This is a genomic window from Serratia sp. CY83965 (assembly GCF_052166375.1).
GTDB classification, from domain to species: domain Bacteria; phylum Pseudomonadota; class Gammaproteobacteria; order Enterobacterales; family Enterobacteriaceae; genus Serratia; species Serratia marcescens.
The window spans coordinates 64,432-81,463 of sequence record NZ_JBJNOV010000010.1; the positions used below are offsets into that span (position 1 = coordinate 64,432).

16 protein-coding genes are annotated in these 17,032 nt (G+C 61.8%); 10 read left to right on the plus strand and 6 right to left on the minus strand.

Going from position 1 to position 17,032, the window contains the following annotated elements; all coding sequences use genetic code 11:
* The first annotated feature begins 254 nt into the window (after positions 1–254).
* Positions 255–1,631: an amino acid permease gene (locus ACJ8PL_RS18160; protein ID WP_004937488.1), complete on the plus strand. Its 1,377-nt coding sequence runs from the start codon at positions 255–257 to the stop codon at positions 1,629–1,631.
* A gap of 63 nt (positions 1,632–1,694) precedes the next feature.
* Here the strand turns inward: ACJ8PL_RS18160 and ACJ8PL_RS18165 are convergent, their stop codons facing one another.
* The 3 genes from ACJ8PL_RS18165 to ACJ8PL_RS18175 are packed head-to-tail and all read right to left on the minus strand — an operon-like array spanning position 1,695 to position 6,267.
* Positions 1,695–2,930, minus strand: coding sequence for a cytochrome c (locus ACJ8PL_RS18165; RefSeq protein WP_261419912.1), 1,236 nt, complete (start codon positions 2,928–2,930; stop codon positions 1,695–1,697).
* The gene (locus ACJ8PL_RS18170) at positions 2,927–3,481 is read right to left on the minus strand and encodes a (2Fe-2S)-binding protein (RefSeq protein ID WP_015379038.1); all 555 of its coding nucleotides are present in this window, start codon (positions 3,479–3,481) and stop codon (positions 2,927–2,929) included. Before ACJ8PL_RS18170 ends, ACJ8PL_RS18165 begins: the two co-directional genes overlap by 4 nt.
* Positions 3,478–6,267 (minus strand): xanthine dehydrogenase family protein molybdopterin-binding subunit, encoded by a 2,790-nt coding sequence (locus ACJ8PL_RS18175; RefSeq protein WP_240293710.1) that lies wholly within the window; start codon positions 6,265–6,267, stop codon positions 3,478–3,480. Before ACJ8PL_RS18175 ends, ACJ8PL_RS18170 begins: the two co-directional genes overlap by 4 nt.
* 208 nt (positions 6,268–6,475) lie before the next feature.
* Between ACJ8PL_RS18175 and ACJ8PL_RS18180 the strand changes: the two genes are divergently transcribed.
* Together ACJ8PL_RS18180 and ACJ8PL_RS18185 are read left to right on the plus strand one after the other, a co-directional pair.
* Complete coding sequence (locus tag ACJ8PL_RS18180; protein WP_097101389.1) at positions 6,476–7,060, plus strand: nucleotidyltransferase family protein; 585 nt, start codon at positions 6,476–6,478, stop codon at positions 7,058–7,060.
* A gap of 8 nt (positions 7,061–7,068) precedes the next feature.
* Positions 7,069–8,121, plus strand: coding sequence for an XdhC family protein (locus ACJ8PL_RS18185; protein ID WP_442531317.1), 1,053 nt, complete (start codon positions 7,069–7,071; stop codon positions 8,119–8,121).
* Here the strand turns inward: ACJ8PL_RS18185 and ACJ8PL_RS18190 are convergent.
* The gene (locus tag ACJ8PL_RS18190) at positions 8,045–8,911 is read right to left on the minus strand and encodes a helix-turn-helix domain-containing protein (protein ID WP_016930080.1); all 867 of its coding nucleotides are present in this window, start codon (positions 8,909–8,911) and stop codon (positions 8,045–8,047) included. The genes ACJ8PL_RS18185 and ACJ8PL_RS18190 overlap by 77 nt on opposite strands.
* A gap of 150 nt (positions 8,912–9,061) precedes the next feature.
* Positions 9,062–10,708: a class I fumarate hydratase FumA gene (gene fumA, locus ACJ8PL_RS18195; protein ID WP_016930081.1), complete on the minus strand. Its 1,647-nt coding sequence runs from the start codon at positions 10,706–10,708 to the stop codon at positions 9,062–9,064.
* Positions 10,709–11,080: 372 nt separating this feature from the next.
* On the opposite strand from fumA, the gene ACJ8PL_RS18200 reads away from it, so the two are divergent.
* The 6 genes from ACJ8PL_RS18200 to ruvX all read left to right on the plus strand — a co-directional run bounded on the left by ACJ8PL_RS18200 (position 11,081) and on the right by ruvX (position 15,284).
* Positions 11,081–11,593: a SprT family zinc-dependent metalloprotease gene (locus ACJ8PL_RS18200; protein WP_016930082.1), complete on the plus strand. Its 513-nt coding sequence runs from the start codon at positions 11,081–11,083 to the stop codon at positions 11,591–11,593.
* Between the two features lie 101 nt (positions 11,594–11,694).
* The gene (endA, locus tag ACJ8PL_RS18205; protein WP_049300546.1) at positions 11,695–12,390 is read left to right on the plus strand and encodes a deoxyribonuclease I; all 696 of its coding nucleotides are present in this window, start codon (positions 11,695–11,697) and stop codon (positions 12,388–12,390) included.
* A 69-nt stretch (positions 12,391–12,459) separates the two neighbouring features.
* Positions 12,460–13,191 carry a 16S rRNA (uracil(1498)-N(3))-methyltransferase gene (rsmE, locus tag ACJ8PL_RS18210; RefSeq protein ID WP_442531318.1) on the plus strand — a complete coding sequence of 244 codons (732 nt, stop codon included), beginning with the start codon at positions 12,460–12,462 and terminating at the stop codon, positions 13,189–13,191.
* 10 nt (positions 13,192–13,201) lie between these two features.
* Positions 13,202–14,152 (plus strand): glutathione synthase, encoded by a 951-nt coding sequence (gshB, locus tag ACJ8PL_RS18215; protein ID WP_016930084.1) that lies wholly within the window; start codon positions 13,202–13,204, stop codon positions 14,150–14,152.
* 146 nt (positions 14,153–14,298) lie between these two features.
* The gene (locus ACJ8PL_RS18220) at positions 14,299–14,862 is read left to right on the plus strand and encodes a YqgE/AlgH family protein (RefSeq protein WP_004937452.1); all 564 of its coding nucleotides are present in this window, start codon (positions 14,299–14,301) and stop codon (positions 14,860–14,862) included.
* Positions 14,862–15,284, plus strand: coding sequence for a Holliday junction resolvase RuvX (gene ruvX / locus ACJ8PL_RS18225; RefSeq protein ID WP_015379046.1), 423 nt, complete (start codon positions 14,862–14,864; stop codon positions 15,282–15,284). The genes ACJ8PL_RS18220 and ruvX overlap by 1 nt, the downstream gene beginning before the upstream one ends.
* On the opposite strand, the gene ACJ8PL_RS18230 is transcribed toward ruvX, so the two are convergent.
* Complete coding sequence (locus ACJ8PL_RS18230; protein ID WP_115436520.1) at positions 15,281–16,303, minus strand: type IV pilus twitching motility protein PilT; 1,023 nt, start codon at positions 16,301–16,303, stop codon at positions 15,281–15,283. The two genes, ruvX and ACJ8PL_RS18230, sit on opposite strands and share 4 nt — an antisense overlap.
* A gap of 20 nt (positions 16,304–16,323) precedes the next feature.
* On the opposite strand from ACJ8PL_RS18230, the gene ACJ8PL_RS18235 reads away from it, so the two are divergent.
* On the plus strand, positions 16,324–17,031 hold the full coding sequence (locus ACJ8PL_RS18235; RefSeq protein WP_123867896.1) for a YggS family pyridoxal phosphate-dependent enzyme: 708 nt from the start codon (positions 16,324–16,326) through the stop codon (positions 17,029–17,031).
* The last annotated feature ends 1 nt before the right edge of the window (position 17,032 follow it).

Here is a 17,032-nt window from a genome sequence, read left to right on the forward strand (position 1 = left end):
GTGATTTGTTGCTTATTTCATGCACTGAATCCCCCCCGCCGTCACACAACCCGCATTTTGTTTCCTAAACTGCTGCAATCTTAATCACTCACACGACAAAGCAGGTGCAAACCGACGCACATAACATTATTCTCTGCCAAACGGTAGCGGCGCCGTGGAATTAATAGCTATAACGCCGTAAATAAAACAAAACACACATCGTAACCACTGCTTTACAAGCAAGTGGGCATTCACAACGACAGAGGGTTAGATTGATGGATGGTCAACAGCATGGTGACCAGCTGAAACGCGGCCTGAAAAACCGCCATATTCAGCTCATCGCCTTAGGTGGCGCAATCGGCACCGGGTTATTTCTCGGTATCGCTCAAACAATAAAAATGGCCGGCCCGTCAGTGCTTCTCGGCTACGCCATCGGCGGCTTCATCGCGTTTCTGATCATGCGCCAGCTGGGGGAAATGGTGGTGGAAGAGCCGGTCGCCGGCTCCTTCAGCCACTTCGCCTACAAATACTGGGGCAACTTCGCCGGCTTCGCCTCCGGCTGGAACTACTGGGTGCTGTATGTCCTGGTGGCGATGGCGGAGTTGACCGCGGTCGGCATCTACGTGCAGTACTGGTGGCCGGAGATCCCCACCTGGGTTTCCGCCGCGGTGTTCTTCCTGGCGATCAACGCCATCAACCTGGCCAACGTCAAAGTTTACGGCGAGATGGAGTTCTGGTTCGCCATCATCAAAGTGGTGGCGATTATCGGCATGATCGTGTTCGGCGCCTACCTGCTGTTCAGCGGCATGGGCGGCCCGGAAGCCACCGTCACCAACCTGTGGGCGCAGGGCGGGTTCTTCCCGAACGGCGTCATGGGCCTGGTGATGGCGATGGCGGTGATCATGTTCTCCTTCGGCGGCCTCGAGCTGGTCGGCATCACCGCAGCCGAAGCCGACAACCCGCAAAAAAGCATTCCGAAAGCGACCAATCAGGTGATCTACCGCATCCTGATCTTCTATATCGGTTCGCTGGCCATTCTGCTGTCGCTGTACCCGTGGGGCAAAGTGGTCGAAGGCGGCAGCCCGTTCGTGCTGATCTTCCACGCGCTGAACAGCAACCTGGTGGCGACCGTGCTGAACATCGTGGTGCTCACCGCCGCGCTGTCGGTCTACAACAGCTGCGTCTACTGCAACAGCCGCATGCTGTACGGCCTGGCGCAGCAGGGCAACGGCCCGAAAAGCCTGCTTAAGGTCGACGGCCGCGGCGTGCCGGTGGTGGCCATCGGCATTTCCGCCCTCGCCACCGCGCTGTGCGTGCTGATTAACTACCTGATCCCGGGCCGCGCCTTCGAACTATTGATGGCGTTGGTGGTATCGGCGCTGGTGATCAACTGGGCGATGATCAGCCTGGCGCACCTGAAGTTCCGCGCCGCCAAAAACCGCGAAGGCGTGGTGCCGAAGTTCAAAGCGTTCTGGTATCCGTTCAGCAACTACCTGTGCCTGCTGTTCATGGCCGGCATCCTGGTGATCATGTACCTGACGCCGGGCATTCAAATCTCGGTGCTGCTGATCCCGGTGTGGGTAGCGATCCTGGCCGTCGGTTACGCCATCAAACAGCGCAGCCAGCGCGTCGACGGCGTCACCAGCCGTTGAACCCCGTGACCGCGCAATAAAATGGCCCGCAGATGCGGGCCATTTTTTTCGCCTGAACGCCGCTTACTTGCGCAGCGCTTTCACCTGCTCGGCGGTGACGTCCGCCGGCAAACCGCCCCAGGTCACCCGCAGGTAATTCACCAGTTCCGCCACTTCAGCATCGCTCAGACGCTCGCCGAAGCCCGGCATGCTCTGCATGCTTTCACCGTTCGGGAACTGCTGGGCCGGCAGGCCATCCAGCACCGACACGATCAGGTTCTTGCCGTCCGCCTGGCGCAGCGTGGCGTTATCGCGCATCGCCGGTGCGACGTGCGGTTTGCCCTCGCCTTCGCGCGCATGGCAACCGGCGCACTGATCCAGATAGGTCATGCGCCCGGCATCGCTGCCCTGGCCCATTTTCACCGGCACCGCCGTCGGCGGCTGCTCCCCCATCAGATACAGCGCCAGCGCCTGATGATCTTCCGGCGTCAAATGACGGGTGCTGAGATCCACCACCATGTGCATCTCGCTGAAGGCGGAACCCTGCGGTGCGAGGCCGGTGCTGAGGAAGCGGCTGACGTCCTGCGGCGTCCAGCCGCGCTGCGCCAGACCGTGCGGCGTAATGTCCGGCGCCATGAAGCGGCCGAGATCGCCGCCCTGCATCGGTTTGCCGAGATCCATCTGCCCCAGCGCGCCGCGCGGCGTGTGGCATTCGCCACAGTGGCCCAGCACCTCGGCCAGATAGCGGCCGCGCTGCCATTGCGGCGAGCTGCCCTGCGAGCTGGCCGGCAACGGATCCTGACTGCGGAACAACAGATTCCAGCCGATCAGCGCCATGCGCTGGTTAAACGGGAATGGCATGTCGTTGGCCGGAATGGCCACGTCCACCGCCGGGCGCGTCATCAGGTAAGCGTAGATGTCGTCGGCGTCCTGACGCGACATGCCCTTATACGAAGTATAAGGCATCGCCGGGTACAGGTGCCGCCCGCCCGGCGCCACGCCCTGCGTCAACGCCAGGAAGAAGTCGTCCTTGCTCCAGCGCCCGATGCCGTGGTCGGCCGACGGCGTCAGGTTACTGCCGTAAATCGTGCCGAACGGCGTGTCCAGCGGATAGCCGCCGGCCAACGGTGCCCCACCGCTGGCGGTATGGCAGGCGGCGCAGTCGGCGGCCTGCGCCAGATAGCGGCCGCGGGCGATCTGTTCGGCGCTGGCGGTTATCTGCTGCACCGGGCCGTCGTAACGGCGGTTTTCCCGCCACCACAGCAGCGCAATCACCACGATCGCCACCAGCACAATCAACACTGCGAGACGTTTTTTCATTGCGCCGTCTCCTTCAGCAGGCCCGGCGTTTTCAGCACCACGTCGCGCACCGCTTCGTAGTAGCGCACGTAGCCGGTGCAGCGGCAGATGTGGCTATCCAGCGCCTGCTCGATGGCATTCTCCAGCTGATCGCGGGCGATCGGCTCACGCTTGAGCTTTTCCACGAAAATGGTGGCGGCGTTGACGAAGCCCGGCGTGCAGTAGCCGCACTGGAAGCTGTAGTGTTCCAGAAACGCCTGCTGGATCGGCGACAGCTCGACCACCTCGCCCTGTTCGTCCACCCTGGCGTGGCCTTCGACAGTGCGCACTTTCTTGCCGTTGAAGAAATGCGCGCCGGTGATGCAGGTGCGCACCTCTTCGCTGGTGCCGCTCGGGTGATCGACGATTGCCACGCAGGCGTGGCAAATGCCCTGCCCGCAGCCGAGGCGCGAACCGGTCAAATCGAGATACTCGTGCAGGAAATCGATCATCATCAGGCCTTCCGGCACCTCGATCGGGCCGTACTGCTTTTCGTTGATGGTCAGGGAAATCGGCTGGGTTTTAATGCTCATTGTAATACCTCACGAATATTTTCTGCACGAACGGGCAAATCACGGAAACGGTGGCCGGTGGCGTCGGCGATGGCGTTGACCAGCGCGGCCACGATCGGGATCATCACCACCTCCGCCATGCCTTTCGGCGGATCGGTTTCCGACAGCGCCGGCAGGATGTCGCCGCTCTGTTTCCACACCGCCACATCACTGGCGCGCGGCAGGTGGTAACGGTTGAAGTTCCAGGTGCCGTTGCCCGGGCCGTCTTCGTACAGCGGTAAATATTCGTGCAGCGCATGGCCGATGCCCATCGCCAGCCCGCCCTGCAGCTGGCCGGAAACCAGTTCCGGCACGATCAGGTTGCCGCACTCCATGATCGAGTGGTGATTCAACAACTCCACCTGGCCGGTGGCGATATCCACCGCCACTTCCGCCAACGTGCCGACGGCGCTGTAGTAGGTCACCGCCGCATTGTTGCGCTGGGTCGGCGGGTAGTAGACCTGCCCGCGCGCCAGCGGTTTGAATTCGCCGCCGGCGTTGCGCAGCGCCATGCCGTCGACCGGCAGGCGTTCGCTTTTGCCGTTCAACGTGAAATCGGCCTCCGCCCACTGCCAGCGGTTGAACACGTGCACCGCGGCACCGGTGACGCCGCCCATCTGATAAGCCGTCTTGGCCAGCAGCTCGAGGCTCAGCACCGACATGCCCGCCGCCGTCAGGCCGCCTTCGACCCAACGCGCATCTTCGCGCCGCACCACCAGCGGCGCCGCCTGGCCGCCGCCGATACCGGCCTGCCACAGCGCCATCGCCGCCGGCCACAGGCCGTGATCGAAGATCAGGCGCGCCGCTTCACGAGTGCTGTGCGAGAAGTAATAGGCCGAGTTGCTGGCGCTGGACGGCGAACAGTAGCTCGGCGTCCAGTTGGGGTTGGTTTGCAGCTTGTCCTGCTCTTCCTGCGACATCAGGTAAGGATCGCCGCTGGTGACCATCGGCAATACCGACCAGTCGGTGACCGAGAAGTGCGCTTCGTCGGCCGGTTTGCCCAGCCACTGCGCGCACAATACCGACTGCGAGGTCGACATGCCGGTGCCCATCTCCGCGCCGCTGTGATGCAGGGTGATGCGGCCATCTTCGCTCAGCTCCACCCGGGCGAACGAAGTTTCCGCCCCGGTGCCGAAGTCTTTCTGCACGCAGCCGAAGCCGACGCCATAGCGCTTGCCGGGATGGCGGCTCTCAAACTCGGCCTTGCGTTCGGCGCGCTTGAGCCACATCTCGAGCTTCGCCGCCTTCTCCAGCACTTCATCGGCGCGGATCGCACCGGCCGGGATCGCCCCCTGGGTGTTTTTCATGCCGGATTTCAGCACGTTGCGCAGGCGAAACTCGATCGGGTCGATCTTCAGCTCGGCGGCCAGCTCATCCACCATCATCTCGGTGGCGGCCATGCTCTGCAGCGTGCCGTAACCGCGCGCCGAACCGGCGTCGATGGCGCGTGAAGCCAGCCCGACCGACGACAGATCGCTTTTCGGGAAGTAGTAAATCGACTGGGCGGCGGTTGCGCCGACCATCACCACCGAAGGGGTAAAGTTGCTGCGGCCGCCGCCGTCCGCGGTCATGTCACCGAGGAACGACTGCATGACGCCGGTCTGCTTATTCACCGCGATGCGGTAGTTCATGTCGAAGGCGTGGCGCTTCAGCGCCGTCTGGAACTGTTCGAAGCGATCATTGGCCAGGCGCACCGGGTGGCCGTCGCCGTACATCGCCGCCACCGCGCCGTAATACGGGAAGTTGTAGTGGTCTTTCGAGCCGTAGCCCACGGTGTAGCACGGGTGCAGGATCAGCTGTTTCACCGGCGGGTTGCGCTTGGCCAGCATGCGCGGCATCTCGTCGGCCACTTCCTGCGGCGACTGAGTCGGCACCACCAGATGCAGGGTTTGCGTCTGCGCGTCGAACCAGCCGTTGGCGTTGTCCGGCTCCAGCGCCGAGGTGTCGATCGACTGCGTGGTGTAGCGGCGCGACATTACCAGCCAGTCGGCCGGCGGGTTCGCCATCTCGTCGGCGATCATCCCCGCATAGCGCATGCCTTCCTGATCCAGCTTGCCGCCCTCACGCCCTTCCGGCCACACCGGCAGGTGTTTTTTCATCGACACCGGGAAGATCGGCGTGTCCTTCAGGCTGGAGAAGCGGTCGTCGTCGAACGGCTGTTCTCCCCCCACCCGCACATAGCGGAAGCTGCCCCAGGGATCGCGCTCCAGCGGGCCGGTGACCGCGCCGTATTTGATGGTTTCTTCGCGGAATTTCAGCCTGTCCTTGGCGAAGCGGAAACGGGCGAAATCGTGATAGATCAGGATCGCCACCGCCTGGCCGAGATAGGCCGGGGTTTTGCCGTTCGGCAGCAGCATGTCGTCACCGTAGAACGCCGGAAAGGCCAGGCCATCGCGCGCCAGATCTTCCGCCGTCACCAGGCGATCGGGCTGCAGATCGTCCCCCAGCAGCGACAGATCGACGCCTTCGAACAGCCGGTCGGCTTTGGTCACGCGCAGAATGAAGGCGTGCGCCTGTTTCTGCGGCCAGTGCGGCATGTCCACCGCGCGGATATCGCGCGCGAACACCTTCTGCCCCATAACCTTGGCGCGGCCATCGATACGGAAACGGACGCGCTTGGCCTGCGGATCCCAGTTGGGCGACTGGAGGATTTTTTGCTCGAACAGCGCGGCGTAGGCACGGCTGTACAGGGGGGCGAGGTACACGGAGACCCCCGCAATCACGGCGCTTTTGATAAAGCGGCGCCGCGACGGGTTGAAATTGCTCATAAATAAGTCCTTCACGTCTTTCTTGTAATTGGTTTTTGTTCGCGGTGTTGTTGCGCAAACGCTGACGACCTTGCCGTAGACGTCATAAGCATATGCTTATAACTAAAATTATGTGATGATTAACAGGTTGTTTTCAACAAAAAAACATTTACAAAACACAGGTAGTTTGTAGGCTAATAAATAATTTGCGCAAACGCGGACTTCAACCATGACCACGGGCATTGTCATTACCGCCGCCGGACGCGGAGAGCGCTTTATTCAGGCCGGCGGCCAGGGCAACAAATTGAACGCCGGATTTGCCGATGCGGCGGGCGAGCGGCGATCGCTGTTTGAACACACCCTGCGCCGGGCATTGGCCTCCGGCCTGCCGGTACATGTGGTGGCCCGGCCGGATAATCTGCCGGTGCTGGCAGCCTGCGCCGCCAACCAGGTGCCGGTCACCCTGCTCGCCAGCGCGGGCCTCGGCGACTCAATCGCCGCGGGCGTTGCGGCCACGCCGCACTGGCAAGGCTGGCTGATCCACCTGGCCGATATGCCGTTCGTCGGCGCCGACGTTTTCCGACAGGTGGCGGATGCCTTGCGGCAGCACCCGATCGTGCGCCCCAGCTATGCGCAACAGCCCGGCCACCCGGTCGGCTTTTCCGCCCGATTGCGCAAACCACTTTGCCAACTGCGCGGCGATAATGGCGCGCGTGAACTGCTGCAAGGCGCAGCGGTGCACCTGCTGCCGCTTGAACACCCCGGCGTCGTGCGGGATATTGATCTTCCATCGCAACTCCCGGCCAGCGAGTAAATTCACCTATGCAACATCTTGATGTCACCGTGGTCAGCCAGGCGATAAGCTGGCTGCAACAACAGCCGGTCTGGTTATGCACCGTGCTCAGCACCTATGGCTCTTCGCCGCGGTCGCCGGGCGCGTTGATGGCCGCGACCCGCGACGGCCGCTACAGCGGCTCATTGTCGGGCGGGTGCGTGGAGGAGGACTTTCTGCGGCGCGTGGCCGCCGGGGAGTATCAGGCGGCCAGCCAGGTGATCCGCTACGGCGAAGGCGGCATGACGCCCAATATGGCGCTGCCGTGCGGCGGCGTGCTGGACGTGCTGATCGAGTATCTGCCGGCGGGAGAAGCCAGCGTCGCTTACCTGCGGCGCATCGCCGGCGCGCTGGAAGGGCATCATGCGTTGCTCAAACGCCTGACGTTGCCCAACGCCTGCCATAGCCTTGAGCAGAGCCATTTCACCAGCGCCACTCAGGTTGAACGCCGGCTCGAACAGATTACCCTGCATATCGCGGCCGCGCCGCGCCTGCTGATCGCCGGGCTGTCCAGCGTGGCGCTGTACTGCGCCGATTTCGCCGTAGCGCTGGGGTTTGAGGTGCTGGTGTGCGAGAACCGCCCGGAGGCGCTGGATAACTTCGCCGCCGAGTTAAAACCGGGCGTGGCGCTGCTGCGCCAGTTTCCGGCCAAGTTCATTGAGGACGGCGGTTGCCACGCCAATACCGCCGTCGTGGCGCTGACCCACGATCCGCGTATGGACGATCTGACGCTGATGGAAGCGATCCACACCCCGGCGTTTTACATCGGCGCCATGGGCTCGCTCAGAAACAGCGCGCGGCGGCGCCAGCGGTTGCAGCAGATCGCCGAATTCACGCCGCAGGAGTTGGAACGCATTCACGCGCCGATCGGCCTGCCGCTCGGCAGCAAAACCCCGGCGGAGATCGCTCTGGCGGTGATGGCGGCGATCGTGCAGCAAAAAAACCGGCGGCCGGCCGCCGACGGGATCAGTGCAGCGGCACCACCGGCACCAGATGTTGCAGCTCCAGGTGCAGCTCCTCTTTCCCGCTCAGCGAATAGCTGAACACCGTCATGTCCGGCCCGTCGCCGCGGGCCAGCCCCATTTCGGGCAGCACCTGCGTGTAGATTTGAATGATGTGGTCATTGAGCGCCACCGGCTTGCCGGAATAGCGAAAACGGCAAAACTCGCCGTGGACCTCCGGCAGCGGCTCCAGCGCCACGCCTTCACGCAGCGGATAGTCCGCCGTCACGCCCAGGGTATAGTCGACCCTGACCCGCTCGCCGTCCGGCACCAGTTGGGTAAACGAATAGGTCTGCGCCGGACGCTCGCCCAACAAGGTGTAGAACTGCGCCCGCAGCGCGCTGCGCTGCGGCAGATGCGACTTGTCCAACTTTTCGATATCCAGGTGATAAGCGTACTGTTTGCCCTGAAAGGCGTATTGCCCTCTGGCGATGCTGACGCGTTCGACCTGAATATCGCCGGGCTGGCTGGCCGCCAGCGAACGCACCAGATTGCTGAAGTCCTGTTTGCGGGCATGACGATAAACGCTAGGCGATTCGGCGAAATGTTTCTTGAAACAGCGCGAGAATGTCTGCTGATTATCGAATTGATATTCAACCGAAATATCGAGGATGCTCTTCTGCGTGAAACGCAAGGCGAAGGCGGCGATGTAGAGGCGGCGAGCGCGAATGTAGGAAGCTAACGATAATCCGGTCTGCTTCTTGAACATGCGCTGCAGGTACCATTTCGTATAGCCTGACTTGGCGGAAACGATATCCAACGACAGCGGATTGGTCAGGTTATCTTCAATCCAGACCAGTAACTCCCTGATGTGACTTTCCTGCGTGCCCATGTGCTTGCCGAACCTTATGTTGCCGATATTCCATTAGTCGAATTTTAGTGCTATTCGCGTAGGGTATACAGGTTAAAACTCGACGTCCAGCAAGCTACAGGACTTTACACAATCCCCTCCACCGCCCGCGGGCGGTGGAGGGGGCAGCGATTATTTCAGACAGCTGGCGCACTGACCGGCCTGGATCTTCTGGAAGAAGTCATTGCCTTTGTCATCCACTAGGATAAACGCCGGGAAATCTTCCACTTCAATTTTCCAGATCGCTTCCATGCCCAGCTCAGGGTACTCCACGCACTCCAGGCTCTTGATGCTCTGCTGCGCCAGCACCGCCGCCGGGCCGCCGATGCTGCCGAGGTAGAAGCCGCCGTGCTTGTGGCAGGCATCCGTCACCTGCTGGCTGCGGTTGCCTTTCGCCAGCATGATCATGCTGCCGCCGTGAGATTGCAGCAGATCGACGTAGGAATCCATACGTCCGGCGGTGGTCGGCCCCAAGGAACCGGACGCGTAGCCTTCCGGCGTTTTGGCCGGGCCGGCGTAGTAAATCGGGTGATCCTTGACGTACTGCGGCAGGCCTTCACCGCGATCCAGACGCTCTTTCAGCTTGGCGTGCGCGATATCGCGGCCGACGATGATGGTGCCGCTCAGCGACAGGCGGGTGGAAACCGGGTACTGCGACAACTGTTTGAGGATCTCGGCCATCGGGCGGTTGAGATCGACCTTGATCGCTTCGCCCTCCCCGGCCTGGCGCAGCTCCTGAGGAATGAATTTACCCGGATTGTGCTCCAGTTTTTCCAGCCAGATGCCATCGCGGTTGATCTTGCCTTTGATGTTGCGATCCGCCGAGCAGGAGACGCCCATACCGACCGGGCAGGAGGCGCCGTGGCGCGGCAGGCGCACCACGCGGATATCGTGCGCGAAGTATTTGCCGCCGAATTGCGCGCCCAGCCCCAGGTTTTGCGCTTCTTGCAGCAATTCCGCTTCGAGTTCCAGATCGCGGAACGCCTGGCCATGCTCGTTGCCTTCGGTCGGCAGGCCATCGTAATACTTGGTCGAGGCCAGCTTGACGGTTTTCAGCGTCGCTTCCGCCGAGGTGCCGCCGATGACGAACGCCACGTGATACGGCGGGCAAGCCGCGGTGCCCAACGTGCGCATCTTGTCGACCAGGTAGTTTTTCAGTTTGCCCGGCGACAGCAGCGCCTTGGTTTCCTGGTACAGATAGGTTTTGTTGGCGGAGCCGCCGCCCTTGGCGATGCACAGGAATTTGTACTCTTCGCCGTCCACGCTGTAGAGATCGATCTGCGCCGGCAGGTTGCTGCCGGTATTGACCTCTTTATACATATCCAGCGCGGCGTTCTGCGAATAGCGCAGGTTCTCTTCGATGTAGGTGTTGTAGACTCCGCGCGACAGCGCTTCTTCATCGCCGCCGCCGGTCCAGACGCGCTGGCCCTTTTTGCCGACGATGATCGCCGTGCCGGTGTCCTGGCAGGTCGGTAAAATACCCTTGGCGGCGATTTCTGAGTTACGCAGAAATTGCAGCGCAACGTACTTGTCGTTTTCGCTGGCGTCCGGATCGTCGAGGATATCGGCCACCTGCTGTTGGTGCGCCGGGCGCAGCATGAACGAGGCGTCGTGGAACGCATGCTGGGCAAGCAGGGTTAACGCTTCAGGGGCAACTTTCAGTATTTCCTGGCCTTCAAACTCGCTCACGGAAACGTGGTCGCGGCTCAGCAGATAATATTCGGTATCGTCTTTCTTCAGCGGGAACGGATCTTGATAGTGGAACGGTTTATTCGACATTGATCTCTCACTTGCAACATCAGCTGCGTTAAATTCACACTTGCGGCGCGCGAGGCGGCGCCTTGTCAAAAAACTGCCTCCACCTTACGTATTTTTAATCAGTCAGTTATTGCGCCAAATCGCAAAATAACCGCTCTTTGCGTAAGGGATTACCACAGGCGGCGTTTCAACCTTGTCCGGTGAGAACTGCGGGTACAGGCTCATCATGCACGCTTTATTATCCCGCAGTTAACACATTGATTACAATCCATCGACGGCGATCGTCTTATCAATGTGGCGAAAAACCGGCGCACAGCGCCAAGAAAGCGTCGGATGCGGATTTAGGCCGGGGCATATTGTCAGCCGCCGCGCCATTGCTTAAGCTAGGCCGCAATGAACAAACCAAGAATCCCCATCGCGCTGCAACAAGCGGTGATGCGCTGCCTGCGAGAAAAGCTGCAGTTGGCACGCCGGCATTTTGCCGTCGAGTTCCCCGAACCCAGCATCGTCTATCAGCAACGCGGCACCAGCGCGGGCACCGCCTGGCTGCAAAGCTGGGAAATCCGTCTGAACCCGGTGCTGCTGCTGGAAAACCAACAGCCGTTTATCGATGAAGTGGTGCCGCACGAGCTGGCGCACCTGCTGGTGTTTCGCCAATTCGGCCGGGTGGCGCCGCACGGCCGCGAATGGCGCTGGATGATGGAAAGCGTACTGCTGACCCCCGCCAGCCGCACTCACCGTTTCGAAACCGCCTCGGTGCAAAGCAAAACCTTCCCCTACCGCTGCGGCTGCGGACAGCACCAGCTCACCATTCGCCGCCATAACCGCGTGCTGCGCGGCGAAAGCGAATACCGCTGCCGCCGGTGCGGCGAAAAACTGAAATTTCTTGCTAGCGAGAACCTTTAGTTAAACGATTTATACGTTAAAACAAGCAAATATCGCCATTTGCCACTGCCGGCAAGTTCCGTTACCCTGCCTGCTTTTCCAATTTTGAGCTGTTTTGGAATATGCTTCGCAGAATTTTGTTTATGGCGGTTTTCGCCGCAGGCGCCGTACAGGCGCACGGCATCAATAATTTTTCTCAGGCCAAGGCGGCGGCGGCCAAGATTAACCAGGATGCGCCGGGCAGTTTTTACTGCGGCTGCCGCATCGACTGGCAAGGCAAGAAGGGCATCCCGGATCTCGCCGGCTGCGGCTATCAGGTGCGTAAAAACGCCCAACGCGCGCAGCGTATCGAGTGGGAACACGTGGTGCCGGCCTGGCAGTTCGGCCACCAGCTGCAGTGCTGGCAGGACGGCGGGCGTAAGAACTGCAACAAAGACGCCACCTATCGCCAGATCGAAACCGATCTGCACAACCTGCAGCCGGCGATCGGCGAAGTGAACGGCGACCGCAACAACTTCATGTACAGCCAATGGAACGGCGGCGCGGGCCAGTACGGGCAATGCCCGATGAAGGTGGATTTCAAGAATAAACAGGCGGAGCCGCCCGCCCGCGCGCGCGGCGCCATTGCCCGCACCTACTTCTACATGCGCGATCGCTACCAGCTGCGGCTGTCACGCCAGCAAACCCGGCTGTTCGAGGTGTGGAACCGGCAATATCCGGTGAGCCAATGGGAATGTCAGCGCGAAGCACGTATCGCCAAGGTGCAGGGCAACCACAACCCCTATATTCAACAGGCTTGTCAGCAGCGGAAAAGCTAACCTACTATAGCCTTTATCTTTCATGGCGCCGCCAACCCGCGGCGCCGTTTCGTCAGGATCAGACTACCCATGCGCATACCCCGCATTTACCATCCGCAGCCGTTGACCGACCGGGCGGAGATCGCCCTCAGCGAGGACGCCGCCAACCACGTCGGGCGCGTGCTGCGCATGAGCGCCGGCCAGGCGCTGCAGCTGTTCGACGGCAGCAACCAGGTGTTCGACGCCGAGATAGTCCGGGTGGACAAAAAGAGCGTGCTGGTGCGCCTCGGCGACGGCCGCGTGGATGACATCGAATCGCCGCTCAACCTGCACCTGGGCCAGGTGATCTCGCGCGGCGAGAAGATGGAGTTCACCATCCAGAAATCCATCGAGCTGGGCGTCAACGTCATCACCCCGCTGTTTTCCGAGCGCTGCGGCGTGAAGTTGGACGGCGAGCGTCTGGCGAAGAAAATCCAGCAATGGCAAAAGATTGCCATCGCCGCCTGCGAACAGTGCGGCCGCAACCGCATTCCCGAAATCCGCGAGGCGATGTCGCTGGAAGCCTGGTGCGCCGAGCAGGACGGCAGCCTGAAACTCAACCTGCACCCGCGCGCCAGCCACAGCATCAACACGCTGCCGCAGCTGGTGGATCATGTTCGCCTGCTGATCGGCCCGGAAGGCGGTTTGTCCGCCGACGAAATCGCCATGACCACCGACCACGGATTTACTGATATTCTGCTGGGACCACGCGTTCTGCGTACCGAAACCACAGCGCTCACCGCCATTACCGCTCTGCAGGTCCGCTTCGGCGACCTGGGTTAAAGGAGAAAAGATGATTAAGCTCGGCATCGTGATGGATCCTATCGATTCCATCAACATCAAGAAAGACACCAGCTTCGCCATGCTGCTCGAAGCGCAGCGCCGCGGTTACGAATTGCACTACATGGAGATGAACGATCTCTATCTGCACGCCGGTGACGGGCGCGCGCGCACCCGCCTGCTGAGCGTGAAGGAAGACAAGGAGAGCTGGTTCAGCTTCGGCGCCGAGCAGGATCTGGCGCTGCACGAACTGGACGTGATCCTGATGCGCAAGGATCCGCCGTTCGATACCGAATACATCTATGCGACCTACATTCTGGAACGCGCCGAAGTTAAAGGCACGCTGGTGGTCAACAAGCCGCAAAGTCTGCGCGACTGCAACGAGAAGCTGTTCACCGCCTGGTTCTCGGAACTGACGCCGGATACGCTGGTCAGCCGCAGCGCCGCGCACATCCGCAAATTCCACCAGCAGCACGGCGACATCATCCTGAAACCGCTGGACGGCATGGGCGGCGCGTCTATCTTCCGCGTGAAGCAGGACGATCCTAACCTGTCGGTGATCATCGAAACCCTGACCGAACACGGCAGCCGTTTCTGCATGGCGCAGAACTTCCTGCCGGCGATCAAGGACGGCGACAAACGCATCCTGGTGGTGGACGGCGAGCCGGTGCCTTACTGCCTGGCGCGCATTCCGGCGCAGGGTGAGACCCGCGGCAACCTGGCGGCCGGCGGCCGCGGCGAAGCGCGCCCGCTGAGCGAAAGCGACTGGAAAATCGCCCGCGCCGTCGCCCCGACGCTGAAAGAGAAAGGGCTGATCTTCGTCGGCCTGGACGTGATCGGCGATCGCCTGACCGAGATCAACGTGACCAGCCCAACCTGCGCACGCGAGATTGAGGCGGCATTCCCGATTTCGATTACCGGCATGCTGATGGACGCGATTGAAAAGCGCCTGGCGGCGAAGTAATGCGTCATGCGGGCGGCATGCCGCCCGCTATCCCGTATCGCGCCCGCCAAAGCGCGCCTTTCGGCAACGGCTTGAAAGGCGGCGGGTATAGCCGCATACTGGCGGCTGTTTATTTTCTCACCCATTGATTACCTTATACTAACGCCATGAATTTACAGCACCATTTTCTGATCGCCATGCCAACGCTGCAGGATCCTCGCTTCAAACGCTCGGTGATTTACATTTGCGAGCACAATGAAGAAGGCGCCATGGGTTTGGTGATCAATAAACCGGTGGAGCAGTTCACGGTAGCCACGGTGCTGAGCAAGCTGAAGATCATGCCGCCTGCGCGCGATCCGGCCATCAGCCTGGACAAGCCGGTGTTCGCCGGCGGCCCCCTGGCGGACGATCGCGGGTTTATCCTGCATACGCCGCGCCACGGCTTCGGCGCCAGCATTCAAATTTCGCCCAACACCATGATCACCACCTCGAAAGACGTGCTGGAAACGCTCGGCACGCCAGAGCAACCGGACGACGTGCTGGTGGCGCTGGGTTATGCGGGTTGGGAAAAGGGCCAGTTGGAGCAGGAAGTATTGGAAAACGCCTGGCTGACCATCGAAGCCAACACCGACATTTTGTTCCGCACGCCGATCGCCAGCCGCTGGCGCGAGGCGGGGAACCTTTTGGGTATCGACATTCGCAGCATCGCCAACCACGCAGGACATGCCTGATGAGCAACCGCACCATTATCGCCTTCGACTTCGGCACCAAAAGCATCGGCGCGGCCGTCGGCCAGGAGTTGACCGGCAGCGCCCGCGCCTTGCCGGCTTTCAAAGCGCAGGACGGCTCGCCGGACTGGCTGAAAATCGAAAAGCTGCTGAAGGAGTGGCAACCGGATTTGGTGGTGGTCGGCCTGCCGCTGAACATGGACGGCACCGAACAACCCGTTACCGCCCAGGCGCGCAAGTTCGCCAACCGCCTGCACGGCCGCTTCGGCATCCAGATCGATCTGCATGACGAGCGTCTGAGCACCGTGGAAGCGCGCGCCAACCTGTTCGATCGCGGCGGCTTCCGCGCCCTTGATAAAGGCAGCGTGGATTCCGCCTCCGCGGTGGTGATCCTCGAAAGCTGGTTCGAACGGCAGCTGGGCTAAACGCCCGCCCTTTCCCCCGCGCACTCCCCCAACACGCCGGCGTCGATCCGCTGCTGCAAACCTTGCTCAAAGGTTTGCATGCCGGACTGCGCGCCGGTTTGCAACACGCTCGCCAACTGATGCGTTTTCCCTTCACGGATCAGGTTGCTGACCGCCGCCGTCGCCGTCAGCACTTCAAAGATCGCCACGCGTCCGCCGCCGGGGCGCCTCATCAGCTTTTGCGCGATCACCGCCTGCAGGCTGCCGGCCAGCTGGGCGCGCACATAGGGTTTCTCTTCCGCCGGAAACACGTCCACCAGCCGTTCTACCGCCTGTGGCGCGCTGCGGGTATGCAGCGTCGCCAGCACCAGGTGGCCGGTCTCCGCCGCAGTGAGCGCCAGCCGGATGGTGGCGGTATCGCGCAGCTCGCCCAGCAGGATCACATCCGGATCTTCGCGCAGCGCGGCGCGCAACGCCGCATCGAAGCTGTGGCTGTCGCGGCCGATCTCCCGCTGCTGGATCAGCGATCGCCGGCTGCGGTGCAGGAACTCGATCGGATCTTCCAGCGTCAAAATATGCCGCTGCTGGTGCCGGTTGATCTCGTCGATCATCGCCGCCAGCGTGGTGGACTTGCCGCTGCCGGTGGCGCCGGTGACCAGGATCAATCCGTCGGCGCGCCGCAGCAGCGCCGGGACGATGGCCGGCGCAGCCAGCTCGGCAAGCGAAGGCGATTGCCCGGCGATACGCCGCAACGCGAGAGAAATCCCCGCGCTTTGTTGAAAAACGTTGGCGCGCAACCGCTCCCCGCCCGGCCTGTGCAACGCCAGATCGACCTGCCCCAGCCGCCGCAGGCTCTCGCGCTGCTGCGCATTCAGCAATCCGTCGCAGAGGGCCTGCACGCCTTGCGCCGTCAGCGTTGGCGCCGCCGCCAGCGGCTGCAGTTCACCGTCGATGCGCAACATCGGCGGATGACCGGCACAAAGGTGCAGATCGGAAGCATTATGCTTTACACTAAGGGCCACGAATTCATCGATATCCATATCACTCTCCCGGGTCAATAATGAGCACTATCCAACAGAACCTGCAGGATGTCAGAAACCGCATCGCGGCCGCCGCGCGAAATTGCGCGCGGGCGCCAGAAGAAGTTGCCCTGCTTGCAGTCAGCAAAACCAAACCTGTGGCGGCGATCGAAGAAGCCATCGCCGCTGGCCAGCGCGCCTTCGGCGAGAACTACGTGCAGGAAGGGGTAGACAAGATCCGGCATTTCGCCGAGTCGCCGCAGGGCGGCGAGTTGGTGTGGCACTTTATCGGCCCGCTGCAATCCAATAAGAGTCGGCTGGTGGCGGAACATTTCGCCTGGTGTCATACCGTGGATCGGCTGCGCATCGCCCAGCGCCTGAGCGATCAGCGCCCGGCCGACCTGCCGCCGCTCAACGTGCTGATTCAAATCAACATCAGCGATGAGCAGAGCAAATCCGGCATCGCGTTAAGCGAGCTGCCGGCGCTGGCCGACGCGATCGCCGCACTGCCGAACCTGACGCTGCGCGGCCTGATGGCCATCCCGGCGCCGGAAGCGGATTATCAGCGGCAGCTGGCGGTATTCAACCGGATGAACGACGCCTTTCTCGCCCTGCGCCAGCGTTATCCGCAGGTCGATACGCTGTCGATGGGCATGACGGACGATATGGCGGCGGCGATTGCCGCAGGCAGCACCCTGGTGCGCATCGGCACCGCAATTTTTGGCGCCCGCGACTACTCGCAGGCCTGAC